Source organism: Occallatibacter sp., from assembly GCF_049582745.1.
In the GTDB taxonomy this organism is placed as follows: domain Bacteria; phylum Acidobacteriota; class Terriglobia; order Terriglobales; family Acidobacteriaceae; genus Telmatobacter.
The window spans coordinates 175,200-197,065 of sequence record NZ_JBAUUO010000059.1 but is presented as its reverse complement, the minus strand read 5'-3'; the positions used below and the strand labels follow the sequence as shown (position 1 = coordinate 197,065).

The 21,866-nt window shown below is 55.7% G+C and carries 17 protein-coding genes and 2 riboswitches; of the genes, 6 read left to right on the top strand and 11 right to left on the bottom strand.

What is annotated here, in order from left to right:
* Positions 1 to 9: 9 nt before the first annotated feature.
* The 3 genes from WCA10_RS08495 to WCA10_RS08485 all read right to left on the bottom strand — a co-directional run bounded on the left by WCA10_RS08495 (position 10) and on the right by WCA10_RS08485 (position 3,728).
* Positions 10 to 543 (bottom strand): inorganic diphosphatase, encoded by a 534-nt coding sequence (locus tag WCA10_RS08495; protein ID WP_472822076.1) that lies wholly within the window; start codon positions 541 to 543, stop codon positions 10 to 12.
* Positions 544 to 738: 195 nt separating this feature from the next.
* Positions 739 to 2,259, bottom strand: a complete 1,521-nt coding sequence (locus tag WCA10_RS08490; protein ID WP_472822075.1) for a MutS-related protein — start codon at positions 2,257 to 2,259, stop codon at positions 739 to 741.
* Positions 2,256 to 3,728, bottom strand: coding sequence for a MutS-related protein (locus tag WCA10_RS08485; protein ID WP_472822074.1), 1,473 nt, complete (start codon positions 3,726 to 3,728; stop codon positions 2,256 to 2,258). The genes WCA10_RS08490 and WCA10_RS08485 overlap by 4 nt, the downstream gene beginning before the upstream one ends.
* A gap of 358 nt (positions 3,729 to 4,086) precedes the next feature.
* Positions 4,087 to 4,148, top strand: a riboswitch (Fluoride riboswitch).
* 207 nt (positions 4,149 to 4,355) lie between these two features.
* Here WCA10_RS08485 and WCA10_RS08480 point away from each other — a divergent pair.
* Genes WCA10_RS08480 through WCA10_RS08455 form a run of 6 tightly spaced genes read left to right on the top strand, consistent with a single transcriptional unit; the run spans position 4,356 to position 12,004 of the window.
* Positions 4,356 to 5,315, top strand: a complete 960-nt coding sequence (locus WCA10_RS08480; RefSeq protein ID WP_472822073.1) for a respiratory chain complex I subunit 1 family protein — start codon at positions 4,356 to 4,358, stop codon at positions 5,313 to 5,315.
* A gap of 16 nt (positions 5,316 to 5,331) precedes the next feature.
* Positions 5,332 to 6,024: a hypothetical protein gene (locus tag WCA10_RS08475; protein WP_472822072.1), complete on the top strand. Its 693-nt coding sequence runs from the start codon at positions 5,332 to 5,334 to the stop codon at positions 6,022 to 6,024.
* Positions 6,015 to 7,460, top strand: a complete 1,446-nt coding sequence (locus tag WCA10_RS08470) for a proton-conducting transporter transmembrane domain-containing protein (RefSeq protein ID WP_472822071.1) — start codon at positions 6,015 to 6,017, stop codon at positions 7,458 to 7,460. The genes WCA10_RS08475 and WCA10_RS08470 overlap by 10 nt, the downstream gene beginning before the upstream one ends.
* A gap of 55 nt (positions 7,461 to 7,515) precedes the next feature.
* Positions 7,516 to 9,087, top strand: coding sequence for an NADH-quinone oxidoreductase subunit D-related protein (locus tag WCA10_RS08465; RefSeq protein ID WP_472822070.1), 1,572 nt, complete (start codon positions 7,516 to 7,518; stop codon positions 9,085 to 9,087).
* 12 nt (positions 9,088 to 9,099) lie between these two features.
* Positions 9,100 to 9,855, top strand: coding sequence for an NADH-quinone oxidoreductase subunit B family protein (locus WCA10_RS08460; RefSeq protein ID WP_472822069.1), 756 nt, complete (start codon positions 9,100 to 9,102; stop codon positions 9,853 to 9,855).
* 4 nt (positions 9,856 to 9,859) lie between these two features.
* Positions 9,860 to 12,004: a proton-conducting transporter transmembrane domain-containing protein gene (locus WCA10_RS08455; protein WP_472822068.1), complete on the top strand. Its 2,145-nt coding sequence runs from the start codon at positions 9,860 to 9,862 to the stop codon at positions 12,002 to 12,004.
* A 14-nt stretch (positions 12,005 to 12,018) separates the two neighbouring features.
* Here WCA10_RS08455 and WCA10_RS08450 read toward each other — a convergent pair whose 3' ends face one another.
* From WCA10_RS08450 to WCA10_RS08415, 8 genes are all read right to left on the bottom strand, one after another.
* Positions 12,019 to 13,710, bottom strand: coding sequence for a dynamin family protein (locus WCA10_RS08450; RefSeq protein ID WP_472822067.1), 1,692 nt, complete (start codon positions 13,708 to 13,710; stop codon positions 12,019 to 12,021).
* Positions 13,711 to 13,804: 94 nt separating this feature from the next.
* Entirely contained in the window at positions 13,805 to 14,146 is a 342-nt protein-coding gene (locus WCA10_RS08445) for a DUF190 domain-containing protein (RefSeq protein WP_472822066.1), read from the bottom strand.
* A gap of 14 nt (positions 14,147 to 14,160) precedes the next feature.
* Positions 14,161 to 14,904 carry a DUF190 domain-containing protein gene (locus tag WCA10_RS08440; RefSeq protein WP_472822065.1) on the bottom strand — a complete coding sequence of 248 codons (744 nt, stop codon included), beginning with the start codon at positions 14,902 to 14,904 and terminating at the stop codon, positions 14,161 to 14,163.
* Between the two features lie 573 nt (positions 14,905 to 15,477).
* Positions 15,478 to 15,855: a fluoride efflux transporter CrcB gene (crcB, locus tag WCA10_RS08435; protein WP_472822064.1), complete on the bottom strand. Its 378-nt coding sequence runs from the start codon at positions 15,853 to 15,855 to the stop codon at positions 15,478 to 15,480.
* A 16-nt stretch (positions 15,856 to 15,871) separates the two neighbouring features.
* On the bottom strand, positions 15,872 to 17,932 hold the full coding sequence (locus tag WCA10_RS08430; RefSeq protein WP_472822063.1) for a dynamin family protein: 2,061 nt from the start codon (positions 17,930 to 17,932) through the stop codon (positions 15,872 to 15,874).
* A 99-nt stretch (positions 17,933 to 18,031) separates the two neighbouring features.
* A complete protein-coding gene (gene eno, locus WCA10_RS08425) occupies positions 18,032 to 19,336 on the bottom strand; it encodes a phosphopyruvate hydratase (protein ID WP_472822062.1) in 1,305 nt (434 codons plus the stop codon).
* A gap of 22 nt (positions 19,337 to 19,358) precedes the next feature.
* The gene (locus tag WCA10_RS08420; RefSeq protein WP_472822061.1) at positions 19,359 to 19,667 is read right to left on the bottom strand and encodes a hypothetical protein; all 309 of its coding nucleotides are present in this window, start codon (positions 19,665 to 19,667) and stop codon (positions 19,359 to 19,361) included.
* A 62-nt stretch (positions 19,668 to 19,729) separates the two neighbouring features.
* Positions 19,730 to 19,807, bottom strand: a riboswitch (Fluoride riboswitch).
* Between the two features lie 449 nt (positions 19,808 to 20,256).
* Entirely contained in the window at positions 20,257 to 21,624 is a 1,368-nt protein-coding gene (locus WCA10_RS08415) for an ATP-binding protein (protein ID WP_472822060.1), read from the bottom strand.
* Between the last annotated feature and the right edge of the window lie 242 nt (positions 21,625 to 21,866).

The window sequence follows — 21,866 nt, the reverse complement described above, 5'->3', positions numbered from 1 at the left end:
GTTGGAGCCTCATTCGGAAGCGTACTTCTTGTTGAACCTTTTATGGCTGGATTGGATCACCGCGTGTGCAGCATCCCGATCCTTCCAGCCGAGTACCTTCGTTTGTTTGCCTTCAAGGTCCTTGTAAACAGCAAAGAAGTGTTCAATCTCACGGAGAATGTGCGGACGGATGTCTGAGTAATTCTGGAGTTCGACATACCGAGGATTCCCGGCTGCGTAGGCGATGACCTTCTCATCGCAGACACCGTTGTCCAACATCTCGAACAACCCGATTGGACGCGTCTTGCAGAGGCACCCGGTAAAACTGGGACCGTCGCCGAGCACAAGGATGTCGAGCGGGTCACCATCCTGCGCGATCGTCTGCGTGATGAAGCCGTAATCGCCAGGATAGTGGATCGGAGAATGCAGGTTGCGGTCGAGTACGAAGACCTTCAGATTTAGATCGTACTCATACTTATTGACACTATCCTGGGGAATTTCGACGATCGCGGTGACGATATCGGGCGCGTTATCGCCAATGGGGAGTTCAAGATAGCTGTCCATTTTGCTCCTTCTCCAGGCAGAACACAGGAGCAAAAGAAAGACCCCCGCGCATCTGCAGGAGTCATCATCCAACCCGTTTCGGGCGGCGCTTAATGGCGGATTCCTTCGCCAACCTGAAAGTAGCATACTTTGCAACTCAACCGCAACGACTCCAGATGATTAGGTCCAGTCAAGCACCGAAACTGACCGTCGATCTCAACTGGCGATTTCAAAAATCCGCCGGAAGAGGTCTCCGCCATAGCTAGTCGACAGTGGCTCGCCTTCGAGAAGACGAAAAGTTCGCTGGCCATCCGCGAGCCTCTCCGCCCTTAGGAAGAGCGCAGAACTCGATTCTGAACGAAAAAAGCCCTCGGCTAATGCGAAGAGGTGCGTCACATAAAACACCTCGATTCCCATCTTCAGGAATGCGTGCACGATCTGCGTTGCTATCTCCGAGCCTTCGCGCTCATTGGTCGAAGCAAAGGATTCATTCAGCAGAACGATGCTGCCTGGAGCGACCTTATCGACAATCGTGCTCATCCGGCTCAATTCCTCATCGAGCTTTCCGCTCTGCATCGTTGTGTCTTCTTCGCGCTTGAAGTGGGTGAAAATGCCACTGCACACGGCGGCGCAAAGGGCCTTAGCGGGCACGAGCATTCCGCACTGCATCATCAGTTGCGCGAGGCCGACGCTTCGGAGAAATGTTGATTTACCGCCGCGATTGGCGCCTGTAATCACTACGAGCGGCTTGCCGTGACAATTCACGTCGTTGCCAACGGTGCGCTCGCCCAACCTGAGGCTCAGGCAAACATCATAAAGTCCCTCGCACCTGAACCCCGAGTTGAGGCTCGCTAATGGTTCTGGAATGCAGGCGGGCTCTCCCTTCCGTGCCAGCCGCTCATGGAGATTCAAGCAGCCGATGTAGAAGCCGAGTTCGAGCCGCAACATTCTGAAGAAGCTCAGAATGTGATCCGTTGATTGCGTAAGAGCGGTGGCGACATGGACGATTCCTTGCGCCCGCAGGTCTCCAAGTATTCGGAAGCCAGCTTCATCGCGTTCGTCCACCTCGTACACAAGGGCTGGATCGGACTTGCCGGTCAATCCATCCACCCATTCCTGTGCACGCTGAAACCATGTCCGCCTTGTTGTGGCCGTCTGGCGAAGAACGTAGTTGTCGCCTTTGCAGTCGCTGCTTAGTCCGGCGCTCATTAGCACCCCGTTATTGAAGTCGAGCCGTTCGAGGTACTCTTCGACGCTTCGCATGTACTCTTCGTCAAACTCGGTGACGATCATGGCAAAGAATCGCGTGAATCCCTCTGAACGAAACTGCGGGCCATTGTTTGCCGCGATTTGCCAGAGACGGCGGAGCGGACTCACGCATAGTTGAAGGACTTCAGTTGAGCGATGAAGGGCCGAGCTCGCATCCCGCTCCCACATCAGGCTCCAGACTTTTCGTTCACTTTCGATTGCTTCAATTGCAATCGCATAAATCTCTCGGATAACCGCGGGCGCTGACAGACAGTCAGCAACTATCTCTTGCCGGTAGAGAATCGACTCCGGATCGCGAAGGCTTGCGAGGGTGGCGTTCTTTGCAACCTCCCGCAGAAAGCTGTCGTCTGCCGCCATGGCGTCGAACAGAATGTCCAGTTCCAAATCCTGGGTCAACTCTCCTCTATTTGGTGGCAGATTCTCTCCGAGCCGGAAATCGCGGTCGCGATGCATGAGAAAGACCTTCATGATGGGATCTCCCTCTTTCCCTTTGCGGAAATGCGTTCCACAATGGCCTCTTGCGTGAGACGGTATTTCTGAGCGATTGCTGCAGCGTACGCGAGCCCGTCCGCAGGCTTTCGAATGATCTTGAAAGTGCGAAGGGCCGGATCTTTCGGGTCCACAGTGCTGACCATGCTGACAGTGGAATCATTCAGCGTCGCTAATTCGTCCAGGAACGTGACGGTTACGCAAAGCATGTCGAGCGAATGAATGCGCTGGATGATCTGTTTCGAAAGGAACAGCGCGTCGTTCAATGTAGTGGACAGGAAGCTCTCATTCATGATGAGAATACTTTTGTCGCTCGCCTGTTCCAGAATTCTGTGAATCCGCTTTAATTCGTCTTCGAGCTTGCCAGTCAGATTCTGGAGATTTTCCTGCCTTTCGAAGTGAGTAAACACCTGATCAAACAGGAAAAGCTTAGTGTTGGTTCCCGGAACCGGGCAGCCGAGACTGCCCAAATAGTGGAGCTGCCCAACGGTGCGAGCGAGCGTCGTTTTGCCGCCCTGATTCGGCCCTGATACGACGAGAATTCGCTCCCCGTCCTTCAAGAAGAAGCTATTCGTTACTACCGGCAGGTGCTCTTCGACGAGCTTATTTGCAAGCGCCAGATCGAAGGTGTCGTGAGCGTGGATGTCCTTGAGCGTGGCAACCACGGGATAGCAGAATGGAAGACCGCCCTGTTCAATGCGACTCTTGAACTCAATGTAGGAAAGGTAAAACTGCACTTCGCGGTCAAATACCGCAATCACAGAATCCAAAAAGCCGCCATGTCGATCTGGAAATTCCGACAGGCGCAAAAACACTTCCGGATAGAGGCGGGCGACCCGGTCCAGGATAGCGGCTTCGACGTGATTCATCTCCTGCCAATTCGATACTCTGAACTGGTACTCCTTGGATACCCCTTGTCTGAATTTCTCGAAGGCCAGCAGGACATCTGCGCTGAGGTCCGGCTCGTCGCCATATCGCCCCACGGTTACACGCTTGCCCTTGATGTGCAGCGAGTATCGGACCGACTGGAGGTCCGCTCGCAGCCTCGCCGTTTCCGCAGTTAGCAGCCGAAAATCACTAGACTTGGTGTAGCGAGCCAGATAATCGCGTAGGCTTCGGAAAGCGAGCGATTGTGGACTAGCGGACAGGAACTCGTCAGTCAGCCGCGACACAGCGGCACAGTAGCCTTCGACGGCGCTCAGGAAGAACGCATTCTTTTGGAACTTGTAATAGAACTTTGCGGACTGAGCCATGCACGACCGCATTCGCCGCATCTTTTCGGCAAATGCCTTGACCCGCTCAAACAGTGAAGGGTCCTCCAAATCCCGGAACACAGCCTGGCGATAATGGATCTCCTCAACACGCCTGAGAGGCCGGTAGAAAAGCGGCTTTAGATCGTACTCGTCGCGTCCGGCTGTCATTGCTTCAACAACCTGATCGAGGTTCAAATCACCGAAGTACTCCGGTGCCTCGTGGTTCGTGTGCTTCGAGCCATTCTCGTCACTGTCAAAAAGGACGCTGTGAAATGGCGCGGAATGGGTTTTAGACGCAGGAGTACTGTTGCTATGCGATTCAGAAGTGAGGCTTGGCGTTCTGGCGAGTTGCGATGGCACAAGCGGCTCCTCCGAGGTCAAGCCTCGCAGGAGTCATCTTCCCCTCGGGAGAGAGGCGTTTAAGAGTGGACTCCAACACTCGTCCACATTTAGTATACGCGCGATTCGAATGATTCTGCCCGCGCCGGAGCTAGCCATCTAAGCCCAATGTTGACAACCAGTCAGCCCGGGTTCATTATGGTCGCAGAGACATTTCCGCAACGGTGATGGAACTCCACCGATAACCGCCTCACGGCTGATGATTCCTACCCCGATAAGGAGTAGCGCCGTGAAGATGAACCTGCGAAAATCAACTCAACAGCCTGAATACCCGGCCCTCCCCCTCCAAAGTTCTCAATTCTCAGCCCCCTCGCGTGGAGCAATGTCTTCGCGTGGAGCCGAAGTTCGCCGCTGTTGAATCGCCAAGGAGTCCGCTGAAGTCTGGCAAGTTGGCGGTAATTGAACTCAACATGGGGAACCCTGATGGCTCAAACCATTCTCTACAACCTTATCCAGCTCCTGTTCGTGCTCGGCTTCGCTCCCCTGTATGCCGGCGTAATGAGCAAATTGAAAGAGAACGTGCAGAGCAGGCGCGGGCCGAGCGTGCTTCAGCCGTATCGGGACATCTGGAAGCTCTTCCATAAAGACGAGGTTGTCTCTTCCCAGGCAACGTGGATCTTTCGCGTCACTCCCTACCTCGTCTTCATCGTTCCGTTGTTTGTCGCCAGCCTTATCCCGGTTCTCACCGATTATCCACTCGCTTTTGCCTTCATGGGCGACATGCTTGCCGGAGGCTTCTTCCTTGCGCTTGGCGGCTTCTTTGCTGCGCTCGCGGCGGTCGATACCGGGAATCCCTATGGCCCCATGGGAGCCAGCCGGACCCGAATGGTTGGATTCCTGGCGGAGCCGGTTTTCATGATCGTCTTCTTTACCGTTTCGTTTGTCGCTCAATCTACCATTCCCTACATTGTTCAGCAGAAATGGGTCGCCAGCCCCACCGCTTTCTTCTCGCCGGCGCACATCCTTCTACTGATCGCTTTTCTGATGCTGATTCTCGCCGAGGGAGGAAGGATTCCCGTTGACAATCCTACGGGCCACTTTGAGTTGGCAATGATCGATGAATCGAAGGGACTGGAATACTCCGGCCGAGGCGCTGCGTTGATGAAGTGGGGCGGACAGATGAAATTTCTGGTGCTGACCTGCATATTCCTGAACGTCTTGCTGGCGCCTTGGGGCCTTGCAACGGATTTGCAGGTTGGCCACGTCCTTCTGGCGATTCCATTGATCCTTGTCAAGATTTTCTTGTTCACGTTGATCCTGGTGATGATTGAAACCTCCCTGGCCAAACTGCGCCTTTTTCGCATCAGCGAGTTTCTTGGGGCAGCGTTCATCATTTCCGTTGCGGCGATGATCGCGAGCATTTTTTCGTCCGGAGCGGCTTAGAGAAAGGAGCCGGAATATGGTGAATGCGCACACGCAGCTGATCTACGGCCTCAATGCACTCACTGCGGGGCTGGTCCTGCTGGCTGCATTTGGCATGGTGACAACTCGTCAGGTGCAGGGTGTACTTCGGTTTCTTATCGTTCAATCGCTCTTTGTCGCCGCATCGGCGTTCCTGATCGGATTCAACCGCGGCTCCATCGATCTCCTGGCTCTGGGTTGCATCATGATCGCTTCCAAAGTGATCACAATTCCCTGGGTTCTCAGGCGCATGCTGCCAGGGGATCTGTACGAGCGCCGGGAGATCGACCAAGTCATCAACATTCCTTTCTCGTTGTTGCTGGCGCTGGGGTTGGCAATTGCGGCCGAATTTCTGGTTGGCCCTCTGGTAGCCGCCACCCCGGACCCGGTTGTCCATGCGAATCTGCCCATCGGAATGGCTGGACTCCTAATCGGCGCATATTCCCTAATTGCACGACGGGAGGCTATACCGCAGCTTATCGGCATTCTCGCGATGGAAAACGGAGCCTTCTTTGCTGGGATTGCGATCGCGCCCGATCTCCCGGTAATTGCCGAACTTGCCATCGCGATCGATGTGATTCTTATTGTTGTCGTCGTCGGCGTGCTCACCCGGAATATCACTGAAACCGTCGGAACGACAGAAGCCGCTACCATGAGTGAACTGCGAGAGGAGCCCCGGCGATGGCACTAATCGCTGCTGTCAGTCTCCCGCTTTTAGCGGCGCTCCTTTGCTGGTTCCGGCCATTGCGATCAATTGCTTGGGCTGTAACCGTTGTCTGCCTTGCTGTCAGCCTGGGTTCAGCTGTTGTTGCTGTGGGCGAAGTTCTTTCGAGTGGACATGTCGTTGCCGTGCCGGGATGGATTGAAGCGGATGGTCTAAGCGCTCTCGTACTTCTTCTTGTCGCGTTCGTTTGCTTCGTGGCGGCGGTTTTTGCCGGCGGATATATGCGACGTGAGGCTCGATCCAAGGAACGGTTGTGGTGGTTTTATTCGAACTACAACCTGTTCGTGTTTTCACTTGCTGTGGTTCCTGTTCTCGCTCGCGTCAATTTGGTTTGGGTCGGGGTGGAGCTGGTTACTCTGTTTGCCACTCTGTTGGTTGGGTTCGAAAGCACGCCGGGTGCGCTCGAAGCGGCTTGGAAGATGGCGATATTGACCATCATGGGAGCGCCCATTGCGCTATTCGGGTTTCTAACTCTCTACTGGGCCTTTCGGACGAGCGGTGGGGGTACGGCCGAAACCTGGCAGGGCTTATACGCGATGGCATCCACCATGTCGCCGAACTTGTTGAGGCTGTCGTTTTTGCTGGTCTTTGTGGGGTTCGGCGCAAAGGCCGGTCTTGCTCCGATGCACACCTGGTTGCCCGATGCGCACAGCCAGGCGCCTACACCGGTATGCGCTGTGCTATCCGGGATGAAGACCACCATACCCCTCTACGTGATCCTGCGCCTGCTTTCCGTCATTTTGGGTTCGCCCGATGCGCGGATGGGGGAGTGGATGATCGTCATCGGCCTGATCTCTGTGGCGATTGCTGCATTCCTGCTATTGCAAGTCCGCGATTACAAGCGCATGTTCGCCTACTCCACTGTGGAACACATGGGCATCATCCTCACTGCTGCTGGCTTCGCCACCCATGCGGCGGCGTATGGAGCCGTCGCCCAAATGCTGAATCATTCAATTACCAAGTCCCTGTGCTTTTACGCGGCAGGTTTGGTCCTGATGACGTTTGGGACCCGCGAGATTAGCCAAGTGCGCGGACTGTTCCGGATCTCGCCGTTTACTGGCGGCGCGTTGCTTCTATGCTCGCTGGCAATCGCCGGGGCGCCGCCATTCCCAATCTTTTTGAGCGAGTTCTCCATTCTTTCGGCGGGCTTGCGTGCAGGGCATTACGTCGCTGTTGTTATTTTGGCAACTCTTATCGTGGTTGCCTTTGTGGCGATTCTCCTCCAGATGAACGGTATGTTGTTTGGCCATTCAGAATCGACGGTTCCAAAGGTCCCGTTGCCATTGAGCCCTCGCATCGCAATTCTGCTGGGCGCGATACCCGTTTGCGTTTTGGGTATCTACATTCCGGGGCCAATTCACTCTCTCATGGAGCTGGCAGCACAGCAATTGGGAGGGCATTGAAATGACAGCCAACTCGCCTTCCAGCAAAAGTAATAGGCAAGCTGAATTCGAGAGTTTGAGTACCTCATTGGTCGGGCATTTCATGGGCGAGGTCTCAATCGTGTCCGCCAAGGGCGGTTATTCGCTCACGCTCTCGCTCTCACGTGCAGAGATTCTTCCTGCATTGTGCAAATACCTGTTCTGGGACTGTGGTTGCATTTTTGGCGGCATCATTGCAGAGGAACGCCTGAGCCAGTGGCAGCTCCATTACACGTTCCTCTGGCCGGAGTCGGGATGGATCGAAGTAGCGCTCTCTTTGCCGACCGAGACCATGATTGTCCCAAGCATCGTGAGTGAAGTGCATGGCGCAGACTGGCACGAGCGCGAGATCGAAGACATGTTTGGGATCTGCTTCGAGAATCACCCGCGGCTTGGCGACTTCATCCTTCACGACCAGATCTGGCGTGAAGGCATCGCGCCGATGCGCAAGCGTTTCGACATCAACCAACCCCCGCTCGCACGGAAGATCGACCTTGAATGGCAACCGCTTCTGGTGGTTGGAGACCCAGGCTCATTCGCGATGCCGGTGGGGCCTGTGTATGAAGGAGGTCTCGGCGAGCCGCTGCATTTCCTGTTGGAGACGGTTGGCGAGGACGTGATTCGTGCGGTACCCCGGCTATTCTACAAGTACCGTGCGGTTGAGAAAATTGCCGAAGGCAAGAAGGCCAGCGACGTCTTGTTGCTCGCTGAGCGCTTTGCGGCGACCTCCGCTTTTGCGCACTCGCTTGCGTTCTGTCAGGCCGTCGAGAAGCTCAATGACATCGAAACGCCGGAGCGTGCGATGCGCTTTCGTGTGCTCATTGCCGAAGTCGAGAGATTGCGGCATCACGTAGGTGCCATAGGTGACATCTGCACGTCCACAGCATTGGCCGTACCGGCCGCTCACGCATCCATCATCGAAGAAGAACTGCTGCGCGCCTCCTGCGTCTTTACCGGACACCGTTATCTTTTTGGATTGAACGTGCCGGGAGGACTGAGCCGCGATTTCGAAGTGGAGGAGTGCCAGAGCCTTCTGCCGGCGATTGACAAGGCAGCTAAGGAGCTGCAAGTCCTCGAGAACCGGCTGCGCTACAGCAGCAGTTTTCTCGATCGTCTTGAAGATGTCGGGGTCGTCACCGAAACAAATGCGCGGGATCTTAATCTCGTGGGTCCAATTGGCCGCGCCTCAGCGCATTGTTGCGATCTTCGCAGGGCGAGTCCCTATTCCGGCTATCAAAATTATGCCTTTGAGGTTCCGCGTGAAACCGAAGGAGATGGATTTGCACGGCTGCGCGTCCTGTTCGCGGAAGCGGCTCAATCAACGAAATTGATCCACCAGGCGATCGACGGTTTGGAACCGGGAGCGGTCTCGATTCCTTGCGAGGGTATGAGGCCTGGCGCTGCGCTTGGATGGGCGGAAGCTCCAAGAGGTGCGACATTGCATTGGGTGAGGGTCAATGATGACGGTTTGGTGGCGCGGTTCCACGCGATCACGCCATCTTTCACAAACTGGCTTGGATTTCATGTGGCTGCGGAGGATTTCGCGTTTCAGGATTTTCCGATCATACTCGCGACGTTTGGTCTCTCTGCAACTGAGTGCGATCGGTAGAGGTAGATGGAGATGAGCTTTTGGTTTTGGCACGGTTTGCGTAGAGGGATTCAATCGACCCGCTATCCGGGAGAAGCCGAGACGGCTCCAGGCATTTCTCCTGGCCGTCCCATTGACACGGAGTTCGTTTCCGTCGACCAGGCTCAGCTTGCCGCGGCGATCTGCCCGGTCGATGCGATCGGTGTTGTTGGCCGGACTGCGATTGTAGACCACGGAAAATGCGTGAACTGCCAGCGGTGCCACTTGGGCCTTGCACCCGCAATGAATTGGGAAACCGGATTCGAATGGGCCCGTATATCTGAACAGCAAACAGGCTCCGAACCTCTGCCTTCGGCTTTCGCAAAGTCCCTGCATGTAATGGTGGTGGACACCGGAGATTGCAGCGCCTGCCTTCATGAGGTCAAGCAACTCAACAACCCTCTTTACAATTTCCATCGGCTGGGATTCTTCTTCACGGCGACGCCACGTACCGCGGATCTTCTGCTCATCGTCGGACCTGTGAGTGAAAACATGCGCGGCCCTCTCCTCAAGACATGGGAAGCCATGCCTGCGACCAGGCGCGTCTTGGCTGTTGGCAGTTGCGCCATTTCGGGCGGCGTGTTCCGCCGCAGCTTTATCTGCGCAGGGGGCGTTGCCACGGTTCTCCCGGTGGACTTTGAAGTTCCGGGAAATCCCCCGCCTCCTCTTGCAATACTGCATGGACTGCTCGCCGTGGCAGGCCGGAAATCTGCCGTTAAGAGCAACCTGGCGCCTGAAAGGAGATCGTAACCCGATGGCTTCACCGCTGGGAATTTCGATGATCGCAATCTTCCTTTCTTGCGCCGGTGGAATGCTCTTATCAGCTTTCGCTGGAAGAAGGGGCGCTCCTCTGGTCATTGCAGTCGTGGGGAGCATTTCGTCGCTGCTGATGGTCTTTGCGTCGGCGAACGTACTCCTGACAAGCCAAAGCTACGCAGCCACTTTCTGGGCCATCGATGGATTCGGGCAGCTTTCGCTCCGCGTCGATCCTCTTTCGGCCGTATTTCTTTTAGCGGCGGGAATTGTCTATCTCCCGATTTCTCTTTTTGTGAGAGATTTCATCGCCCGCCGTTTGCATGTTGATTATCCTGCCCATCGTTTCGGCGTTCTGTATTTTGCCCTGATGGCTTCCGTGGCTTTGATTCTCGTAGCCGGTGACGCTCTGCTCTTCCTTCTCAGTTGGGAGTGCATGTCGATCCTGTGCTATTTGCTTATCAACTTTGAGCTGGAACCTCAATCCGACAAGCGGGCCGGGTACATCATGCTGGCCATGAGCGAAGCAGGCTTTCTGGCGGTAGTGGTTGCTTTTCTTTTGCTGGGCAGGACGGCTTCAGACCTGTCCTTTCCTGCTCTGAGTGCCGCAGGCGCGACGCTCTCATCATCTGGACTCTGGTGCGTGTTTCTCCTTGGATTCTTCGGGTTCGGCGTGAAGGCCGGCCTGGTTCCTGTCAATCTGTGGCTGCCTCGGTCTTACACCGCGGCACCTTCCGTCTTCATCCCGGTGTTTGCCGGCGTTACGTTGAATCTCGGTTTCTATGGGATACTGCGGCTGGATGCTGACCTCGTCCACACCAGCATCGGGACCGGCGTGCTCGCATTGATCGTTGGGAGCATTACGGCGCTGGTAGGAATTCTCTATGCGACGACAGAGAACGACATGAAGACGATGCTCGGGCACAGTTCGATTGAAAACGCAGGCATCGTCGTAGCCGGTGTGGGAGCTTTCCTGATTTATAGAGCGTCGGGACATCCCACTGCTGCGGCCCTTGCCTTGTCGGCATCGCTCTATCACATGCTCAACCACTCGATCTACAAGACACTCCTGTTTCAGAGCGCCGCCTATGTCGAGGCGGAAACTGGCACGCGGGACATGAACCAGCTTGGTGGCCTGTCACGCCTGTTGCCTGGATTGTCGATTGTCTTTCTTGTCGGCTGCCTGGCAATTTCTGCTGTACCTCCATTCAACGGTTTTGTAAGCGAATGGTTAAGCTTGCAGGCGCTCTTGCGGAGTGCGGTTATATCATCCACCTCGATCAGAATTGTCTTTGCTCTCTGTGGCGCAATCCTTGCCCTCACTGCGGCATTGGCGGTGACCTGTTTCGTCAAGGCGTATGCCATGAACTTTCTCGGGACCCGCAGGGGCACCTGGGAACCGCGCCTGCATGAACATAAGGGCACTGGATTTGCTCCGATATTTCTCGCCGTTTTCTGCCTTTTGCTCGGAACACTTCCAACCTACATACTTCCGTTGCTGAACCCAGCCGTGGAGCCGCTTGCAGGCGCCAGCGCCACCACAACGCTCGTCCCTCCGTTCTTCACGGCGACAGAGCAAAACGGGCAACTTCCGACCGCGTTTCTCCACGATTTTCACAACTTGGGGGCGCAATCCGGCAAGGGAGTGTTGCCGGGCAACGGGCTCGTTGTGTTATTGCGCGGCGGTGAACAGAACCCGGTTGTATTCGCGATGTCCCCAACTTACAGCCTGATCGCTTTAACGATCCTTATACTGCTGGTGTGGTCCATCGTCACCTGGCTCACCCGGAAGCGGTCGGTTGAGCGGCGCGCTCTGTGGGCGGGTGGGATTCCGCGACTCCTGCCGCAAATGACCTACACGGCAACTGGCTTCTCGAATCCCGTCCGAGTGGTGTTCCAGTCGATCTTCCAACCCAACATTACGGAAGACACACGCCAGACGGTGGCTGTACATTTCCGTACCGCCATTCACCGGCAGCGAGAAGAGACGCATGTAGTGGACCGCGCATTTCTGCGGCCTGTGCGGATGACTGCGAGATGGATAGCCGACTTCCTTGCGCGCATGCACCACGGCCGGCTCAATGCCTACGTCGCGTATGTGCTCGCCTTCTTGCTCCTGATTCTTTTCCTGTACCGCGTAACGTAAGAGGCTGAACCGCTTTATACGAGTGCCGACAAATCCCGTTCTACCTGGTTGAGCCGTTCAAGTGCGGAGTCTACGGCGGGAGTTCCTTCTTCTTTGACTTTCCGTGCCCGATCAAGCGCCTGTTCTGCTATTCGACTGATTTCATGCAGCAGCTTGCGAATCTCAACCTCCAGACGATCCCGACTCTCCTGAATGCGATTGAGAACATCGTTTTGCACCCGAGCGCTGTTCGTTTCCAGAAGATGCTGCAGAAATTCCCGAGCCTCGTTCGTGATTATTCTGCGTGCTCCCACCGCCGGAAAGACGGCGTCGGCGAGCCAGCGCAGCGGCGACGGGGGTTGCGCAGTCCCGATGAAGTCCTCGAAAGTGAACCTGGAACGAACGCGGAATCCTTTCTCTGGATCGAGCGCATGGGGCATCCGAGTCAATTCGCTTAGCCCCGCATCGGCGAGCTTTTTCAGGAAGTTGTTTCCCATCTCTACAAATCGACGAGCAACGGCCCGGTATTGGCGCTCGCCTTCATCCTGCTCAGGTTTGAGCCAGGGCATAACCTTGCCGCGCGCGATCTCCTGGGCAAGACGCATCACGCGACGCCGATATTGTGGACCAAAGCCCAGGGAAACGGACGGTAGTTTCCTATTAAATTCCGCCTCAGATTCGTGCCTTGCGGAATTGAAGAACTGCTTGTGCCTGTCACCAAAGAGATCCGAAATCCGATGCTGCTCCGCCATGAACAGAAAACTCAGCTCATGCATGGATCGCTCGGCCTCGCCGATGGTCTCCTTCATGAGATGGATGCGCCGCTCGGATTCTTCAATCGGCCGCTGAAGCGCATCGCGGTCCTCACTGATAATGACCAGGAGTTGCTCACTCAGGCGCTGAAGGCCGCGATCACAAGCGGCGCGAACGAGATTTGAGCCAGAGTCATCAACGAGGTGATACAAACTGGCCAGCAGTCTTTCCCAATCCCGCAACGGACCGCGATTTTGCATCCGTTCGGAGGCACTCACCTCAAAAACCTCGCCCATCGGGCGATGGAGCCGCTTTTCCAGAATCTCCCGCGTGAACTTGGACGCAGCTTCCCGCTCGGGATCGCTTGTGCGGTCAGCCTTGTTGATCACCAGGATCAAGTCTTGAACCTGTTTGCCAACCGCTTCCACCAGCGTCAATTCTTCGCCGGCAATCGGTGGATCGGCTCCAACCACAACCAATGCTGCATCGATATGAGGAATGAATGCCTGCGTCGTTGCCGTATTTCCGGTGAAGACTGAACCCAAACCCGGCGTATCCACAAAACACATGCCGGAAGACAGCAAAGGGCTGGGCACAAAGACTTCCGCGCCCTCTACCGACTTTTTGTTCTCGGGGTTCAACTCTTCGGTCACATATTCTTTCAACTCGGGCATCGCAATATCCCGCCAGGACCCATCGTGCAGCCGAATACGCGCGCGGAGTTTATCGCCAAACCGAATCACAGTGGGCACGGCCGTGACCGGAACGAAGCCGGTTGGGACAACTTCGCAGCCAACGAGCGCATTCAACAGGGTAGATTTGCCGCGCTTGAACTGACCAACACATGCGACATAGAAACGCCCTGCGGCAACCCGGGCTGCGAGTTCGCGGGCTTCCTGGGCGACAGGCTCAGCTCCGAGTTCCTGTGCCAAATCCGCAAGCCGCAACAGTCGGGAAGCGCCATCCGCGGTCACGGATGTCTCAGTTGGAAGGTTCCCGTATTCTTGCAATGTTGAACTGCTGTTGTACTGCTGCATTACTCTTACTCTCTTCTTGAAGCGGTTCCAGTCACTTTGCGGCCGCACGTGAATAGCGGATCACATCGACACTGGACATGGCGATCAAGCCTTCTTCCACCATGACATCCAAATGCGGGATCAGCTTCGCAATTTGTTCGTCCTTGTCGATGATGGTCAACATGATGGGCGCATCTTTGGAAAATTTCCAATGGCTTGCATGATGGATCCTTGTGCTTGCCCCGTACCCTTCAATCCCTCGGTATACAGTGGCGCCGGCCATTCCCAGTTCCAGGCATTTGGACACAATTGCTTCATGCAAGGGCTTGCCCTCCCACTTGTCGCCCTCTCCGAAATGAATGCGTAACATGCGCGCTTGAAATTGGTCTTTCATTATTGATCCTCCGCTCATGCCGAAGCGTTTCCCGCCTGCGACTCTGGCAAATCCACGTCCAGTGCGCGGTAGGAGTACTTGATGATATCCACATCCGAGAGAACGACTAATCCTTCCTCCACCATCTGATCCACAAGAGAAAGGAAGGATCTCAGCTTCTCTTCCGTGTCAATCGCGGAAAGCATGATCGAACAATCGTGCGACAGGTGCAGCGCCTTGTCCTTGTGCATGTGGCGATGGGCACCGTAGCCGAGAATTCCACGATAGACAGTGACGCCGGCGATGTCGTTGGCTCTCATAGCTTCGACGAGCGCTTTGTATAGAGGCTTATCCTTCCAACGATCTGCCTCATCGACGTAAATGCGCATCATCTTTGCTTTGCCCTCCATCTTCACGTGCGCAGGAGGCGTGGCCTTCTTCGGTTTCGAGACCTGTGCCGGCTTCGCAATGGTTGTCTCCTGTACTTCGATCATGCCTGTACCCGCAAGCTCTTCAAGTTTGCCGAGAAGCTCATTCACTTTCTCCGGAGCTTCGATAAACTCGATCTTGAGCGGCATGTGATCTGAGATTTCGACGATGTTCGCAGAATGCATGTGATGATCCGCACCGAATCCGGCGACGCCCTTTACAACCGTCGCCCCAGACACGCCCTTATAGAAAAGGAAGTCAAGAATGCTCGAATACACCGGAATCCCATGGTGTGTTGACCCCTCGCTGACGTAAATTGAAACTTTCAAAGCCTTTCCAGTTTTCAGCATTTACCCTCCTTCAGACTCGTAATCCGCGTTGCGAAACAAGAAATTCGGCAGCACGTCCGAGTACTCCCCATCCGTTGCGGTCCATATCGGGCTCGTTGCGCAACTGATTCAGTTGTTCCTTCAGTTGCCGGCGGCAATTCTGTACGATAGCATCGATCCTCGATACGAGTACGGGCGGCACCTCGTGTCGAAGCTTCGTTGCATGCGGGATGCAGAGAACTGCTTCCGTTCTCAGCCAATCGGCCACATCTGGCCTGTGCAAACAAGTGGCCAACTCCCGAATGCGCAGGTCCTCTTCCGCCCTGACCTCGTTGCAGACGTCACATGCTTGGGTTCCATTTGCGACCGATTCCGGCTCACTCAGGATTCCGATGAAGGCCTGAGCGGCAGCGGGAGCATCCTGAACGGCAGCGAGACCCCAGGCGTGGAAATTACACAGTTTATGAGTCTCCGATTCCGATCGTTTTTGCAGTCTCCCTGCCTGATACTCCTTAAGGAACTTGCAAACCGGACATCCTGGCTCATGGAGAACCTGCAAGATCGATTGATAGACGACCAGTTGTCGATGAGTTCTCATCCTAGTACCTCCGCAAGAACCGAACCTCCCCAAACAGCGACGAGGCCTAAAAGCAAGCTGCCGACGGCGTACAGAGCCGCTAGCAGAAAAGCGCCTGAGCGAAGTGTTGAAAGCGTCTCCCATTCATAGGTGGAAAATGTGCTGTAAGCGCCCACAAAACCGACCGGGATCATGAACCGCCACGCCGGATTCAGCTCCACATGTTTACCCAGATATGTGAGCGCGAATCCGATAATGATGCAGGCCGTGATGTTGATAGTGAAGGTCCCATAGGGGAACTTCGTGCCGATGCGGCCGGAAACCGTCGATCCAACCCAGTAACGAGCAATCGAACCGAGCGAACCGCCAACCGCAATGAATAGGTACTTCTCCAATGCCCAACCTCCTAGATTAACTCCGTATTTCTGCCGTCTCGACGTTCCAATTCAATAGTCGCGAGAGATCACTTTCGAGCTCGGGCGAATTTGCCACATCAGACGATTGACCGCTGATTCGCCTGAGTTGCGCCCGATACGCATCGGCGTACGAACCAACGAAGAACTGCATCCTTCGCGCTGTGTGCTCGCTCCACTGGCTGAGTGCGCGGCCGTAACGGTGCAACTCATCCTTGAAAGACTCACCCAATTCCTCCTGAAGGCTGTGTCGTGCAAGTGCCATTGCGGTTTTGCGTCCGAACCATCTCCAGAACACTGCACCGATCGGACGCGGAACTGAAGCCATTTCAAACTGCGGCGCATTTCGGAGCAGCGCTTCGGCCTCCTCTTCCGTCGGCATGTCGGACCGTGCGATCACCTTTGCGGTTTCCCGAAGACCGGCAACTGCATCACTCAGCGCTTTACTCGTGTTGACGAGTGCTAGATCGACATGTTTTTGGATCGTTGCGCTAATCCATTCCGCCAGGGTGGAGGAATCAATTTGGGAGTTCCTCTCTGAACAAACGTGAACGGCTGCCATCTCCGCCAGCTCAGAGACGATGATCTGCGGACGCTCACCCAATTCAAGAAACGCTTGATCCAGGCGGCTGCGCTGTTCGCCAATTTCGCCGGTGATATGACGCAATTTCGCTTCTATCTCGTTCCCATCATTCGCGGGCAGGGTTTGACGCTTTCCCCGCTGGAGCGATGTCTCGAGTGCCGCAATAACAGATTCGCGAAGTGCTCCGATCTTGCGAGCAACGGACGCTTGGCGTAGATTTCGTGCCTCATTGAATCTTGGAAGCAACTGCTGCTCGAAGAACTGGTCGAGCAATCCTGAATGATTCGGAAGAGCGCTTACGGGCTGAACGTGGATTTTGATGCCTAATTCGTTCCCGACCTGCGTCTCAACGTAGGTGGCGACGCGTTGAAGGTCTGTTTCCGCGAGCAGGTCGGTCTTACTCAATAGCACGATTGCAGAGATGCCACCCTCGTGAAGCAAACGCAACGTCCCAATATCTTCGTCATTGAGTGTTGCGCCGGCATCGATTAGCAGAATTGCCAGATCACAGGAGGGCAAATAGGCCATGGTTTCGGCCGCACCGCGCCGGGCAAGGGACCCCAGCCCAGGAGTGTCTACCAACACAATGCCTTGGCTCAAGCGAGACGACGGGATTTCGACTAAGGCGTGCGTCACGTTGCGCTGATTGCCGGGATTTCCGGTTTCGCTCACCAGATTCCGAAACTCATCGATCGACACCTCTTCGTTCCGCCCACTTGCAAAGGTGATTCGGGCGTGAACAGAGTCTCCGTTACGCAGTCTGGTTGGAACGGCTGTGATCGGATTAACTCCAACGGGCAACACGTCTGTGCCGAGGAGCGCATTGAGCAGCGAAGATTTTCCGCTACTGACCCTGCCGAAAAACGCGACTTCGAGATTGTTGTCTTCAAGCCGCGCTGCAAGCGACGCGATCCTTGAACGAAACTCGACCAGACCGTGCCGCGTGACCACCGCTTCGATCGCCTGCAAGAGAGCGACATCATGGCCCGCATGCTCCAGCTTCGTCAAGCGTGATTCGAGATTGATTCCCAGTTCCTGCCGGAGATAGCGTTCCATGCTTTGTGCAACGGAACGAAGCTCGTGAACAACACCGTTCAGCTCTTCAGCAACATCCTCGGGAACGGCCCCGGAGCCGCGCATGTAGCTTGGCTTTAGTTCTTCGATGGCAATGTCGACAAAAGCGAGGTGCGTGAGTGCGGCGCGAGTGGCGGGGATTTCCGGAGGATCGGGCGTCATGTTCTGCCACGCGAGCGCGCGGAGCAGCTGCTCGCGGATGCGGCGAATATGATCCTCCAACACGCGCGTCTGCGCCGGAGTTACATCGACAACGTGCCGTGGAAACGGAGACGTTGACGTTGTTTCATGGAGAACCTGCTCTACTTCGCTGAGGAGCTTGTCGATGTAGGAGCAGGTCACGCCCAGCCGCCGAAGCTGGGCTTCGTTGAGTTCTCCATGTTGTTGCGATTCCGTGTTCATCGTTTGAATCTCGGGTATGACTCCTCCAGGCCCTTCGCTTGGAGGAGTCATCTGCCCAGGTAAGCGGTTACGGCGAACTCAAACGCCGGTTGCGAATGTTTATGCCTTCACCGGCTTCTTCCATTGGTCGTAGATGCTCGCGCCTGCGTACCGTGCCTTGCTTCCCAATTCGCGCTCGATTTCAAGCAGCCGGTTGTACTTTGCGATCCGTTCCCCGCGACATGCGGAACCCGTCTTGATCTGGCCCATTCCTGCGGCAACCGCGAGATCGGCAATGCTCGTGTCGTCCGTCTCTCCCGAACGATGCGAGATCACCGCTCCGTAGCCGTGTTCCCGCGCCATCTGGATGCAATCGAGCGTTTCAGTGACGGTGCCGATCTGGTTCAACTTGATAAGGATCGCGTTGGCTATGCCGTCCTTGATTCCCTTGCTGAAGATCTCAGGGTTGGTAACGAAATTGTCGTCTCCCACAAGCTGGATTTGATTGCCCAGTTCTTTCGTAATCGCTTGCCAGCCAGTCCGGTCATCCTCTGCCATTCCGTCTTCCAGCGACCAGATCTCCGGGTACTTGTTCAGCCAGCTCTTCCACAGCGCGATCATCTCGGCCGGGGTCTTCTTGCTTTTATCCGATTTCGCAAAGATGTAGTTGCCCTCATCGAAGAACTCGCTGGCGGCAGGATCGAGCATGATGACGATGTCGGTGCCGGGCTTGTAGCCTGCCTTCTGAATTGCTTCGAGGATGAGTTCGACCGGCTCTTCATTGGACTTCAATTGAGGCGCAAACCCGCCTTCGTCGCCAACGCCCGTGCTGTAACCTTTCTTGTGCAATACCGTCTGGAGCGCATGGAATGTCTCGGCAGATGCGCGCAGTGCCTCGCTGAACGATGGAAGACCGACAGGCGAAATCATGAACTCCTGAAAATCCACGTTGCTGTCGGCGTGCTTGCCACCATTCAGGACGTTCAGTCCGGGCGTGGGAAGAAGGTTGGCTGGCTTGTCAACGAGGGTCGCGTAAAGCGGAAGACCGTGATCCGTTGCCGCCGCGTGAGCTGCCGCAAGCGACACGCCGAGGATTGCATTCGCACCGAGACGCCCCTTGTTTGGTGTTCCGTCCAATTCACAGAGTCTCTTATCGAGCCCTTTCTGATCATTGGCATCAAAGCCGCGGACGGCGCTCTGAATTTCGCCCTCTACGTGTCCCTTCGCCTTCAGAACGCCCTTGCCGCCGTAACGGGACTTATCACCATCACGAAGCTCAACAGCTTCGCGCTTGCCGGTCGAGGCGCCGGATGGCACCTTTGCGGTTGCGGTGACGCCGTTCGCAAGAGTCACTGTGACGGCCAGAGTGGGATTACCGCGTGAGTCCAGGATTTCAAGTGCTTGGAGTTTTGCGATTTCAGACATAATGATTACGCTTTCCCGGCCATTAGGCCGCTGGTTGTAAGAGCCCAATTGCGCCGAAGACGCACGACATGGCGAAGCCCAGGTCTGCGATCGCGCAACGTCTTTGCTTTTTGTTCAGTTGTCGTGTGATTTTCGTGCCGCTAGGAAGTTGATTTTGCGGTGTGGCGCTGTGCAGACCTCCGATGCCACGAATGACACCGACGATCATTTGGGCGACGGTGCCGACGACGATCTCGGAGAGCGCCGTTGATATCCTAAGCCAGTTCGCGCGCAGCGTCGCGGCCAGCGCCAATCCCACCCACAAAGCTGAGAGGGCCCATGCATTTGTCATGGAACCAAGCTCCTTCAGTTGTATTCAGGGATCGCTGCCGGGACAAGACTCCGCGACAGGATTCCCTGTCAGGAGTCATCATCTGTCCGGCCTAGTGGAAGGGACAGCGGTTAAAGGTGAACTCCCTCACCTCAACATTGCTTGAATCGTAGGATTTCAGGCCGGTAAAGTCAAGTGATCACCGACACGGACGTTCTAGCCGATGAGAACCTGTCGCTAAGAATTAGACAATCGGCAAAAGCAATGACGTCCTAGGGAAAAGCCTGAGACCGAGACTTTGGACTCAAAATTGAAACGATCTGCCGCAGAGGACGGCTTGGATTCTACGGTCTTACGCTTCAACTCCACATAAGCGCGCGGATCATTGCCGAGTCGATAATCGAAGTCTGGTTACTACCGAAACGTCCACGTCGGCCAGTATTTATAAATCGGTCCACTGGGACGTAAAACCGGCTGCTCGGACGAGTGATCGCGGCCAATTGACTCGTTGCAGTTTCTCGATGAGCGCATTATCGCTAAAGTACTCACTGAAGATCCATATTGCGAGAGTCTGCGGTTGAGTTCGCCAACCCGAACGCCAATGGAATGCTCAATGTGGCCTCGTGGCGGGGTGATAACGCCGATGGGGATCCTGCGGACCGCTTCCAATCTCAACGATCAATCCACGTTCCACCAACGAAATTAGGCGAGTCCTCGTCGCGCGGGGAGAAAGTTCAAGTCGTTCAGCAATCTGCGAAGTGGAGAGACCGGCCTCGGCGTTCTCGGACAATACTGCGAGAATCATCTCGTCTCGCGCGTCCTTTGCAGGGGCGCTGCGAGCAACCGCCGAAAGTGTCACGCGGAAGTGGGTTCCAATCTCCTCGAAATGGGGGGCATCCAGCCCGCGATCCCGGCAAGATGCCGTCATGCGCTGAATGCCGCTTCCCCATTGTTCGATCAGTCCGAGTTCTTGAAATACGCGACCAATGACCCGATTTCGAAGCTTTGAGATGCCTTTCTGAATGTCGTCGATTGTGAGGCCGAAGGGCAGCAGCCCGGGATTCTCGATCTCAAGGCGATCATCGAACAGGGCAACGCGAATGGGCGCGCCCCGCTGAGCATAGTCAGCGTGGACGATCGCATTCATAATTGCTTCCCGGACTGCGACCACCGGATAGGTCCAGACCTCGGTCCTCTTCACGGATCCAATGACGGCCTCGCGGGTCATATGTTTCTGCAGGAAGGCGATCACTTCTTCGGCCGCACCGGGAAGATAAGAGCGTACCTCGGTGGTATCCATGATCCGGCGCCGGTCATTACCGGCGAATCTGCCGGCCTGTATCCATGCGTCTGGATAGCGGTCCAGCCGGTCGGCGCCAAAGAGAAGAACGCCGCCGATGGTCGGCACAATCCGTCCCTGGTACGTCGTCACCAGCCTCAAAGTCTCCAGTTCATGCCGAGTCAGTTTGCGGATCGGTCGAAAGTACTCGGAAGCAGCTCGGAAGTCGATGGCTTCCGAGTTCAATTCCGGGATCGGCTGCTCGTCCAGGGAAGACACCTGGCTGAAACGCCGCATTTCCTCGATCAGAACGGGGTCGGCGCGCCGGTTCGTCGAGCCTACCCGAACGAAGACACCCTCTTCCGGCCCGAGGCGGTTGAGATGGTGTGGACGGCTGGAACTCGGATAAATCTCGACTCCCAGGACATGGGTCTTCCGCCAGGCGATGACCTCGATGGAAGGGACCAGTTTGGGGGAGATGTTGTCAGCGATGAGGTTCGCCAGACGTTCCTCCTCCTTCAGGACGTTCGGGACGCCCTTGACTCCTCTTGCGCCGTCCTCGATTCCAATAAGAAGAGCGCCTCCGGAGGTGTTGGCGAAGGAGACTATGGTCTTTAACGCACCTTCAGGGGACGAGAGATCGCGCTTGAATTCGAGCGTTTTGCCTTCCGGCCGGCTAAGGAGGGAGACCAAATCCATACTCTGCATTTTACTCTGATGCGGTCGCAGAACCAGTGCTTCCGAGCTGGCTGCATTGACGAAGAACTCGCCGCACTTTTCGCCCAGATCAGCCCATGGCAAACAGAGCATCCAAATCGCGCAAATCCGTGCGATTCGAGCGCCAAAACACTGTGAAGAGATTTGTGCACCTGCTCTTTCAAAATGAGTGATAATCGTGAGCATACCGATAGCAATCGGTGAAGAGGAGGGAAGTCAGAACA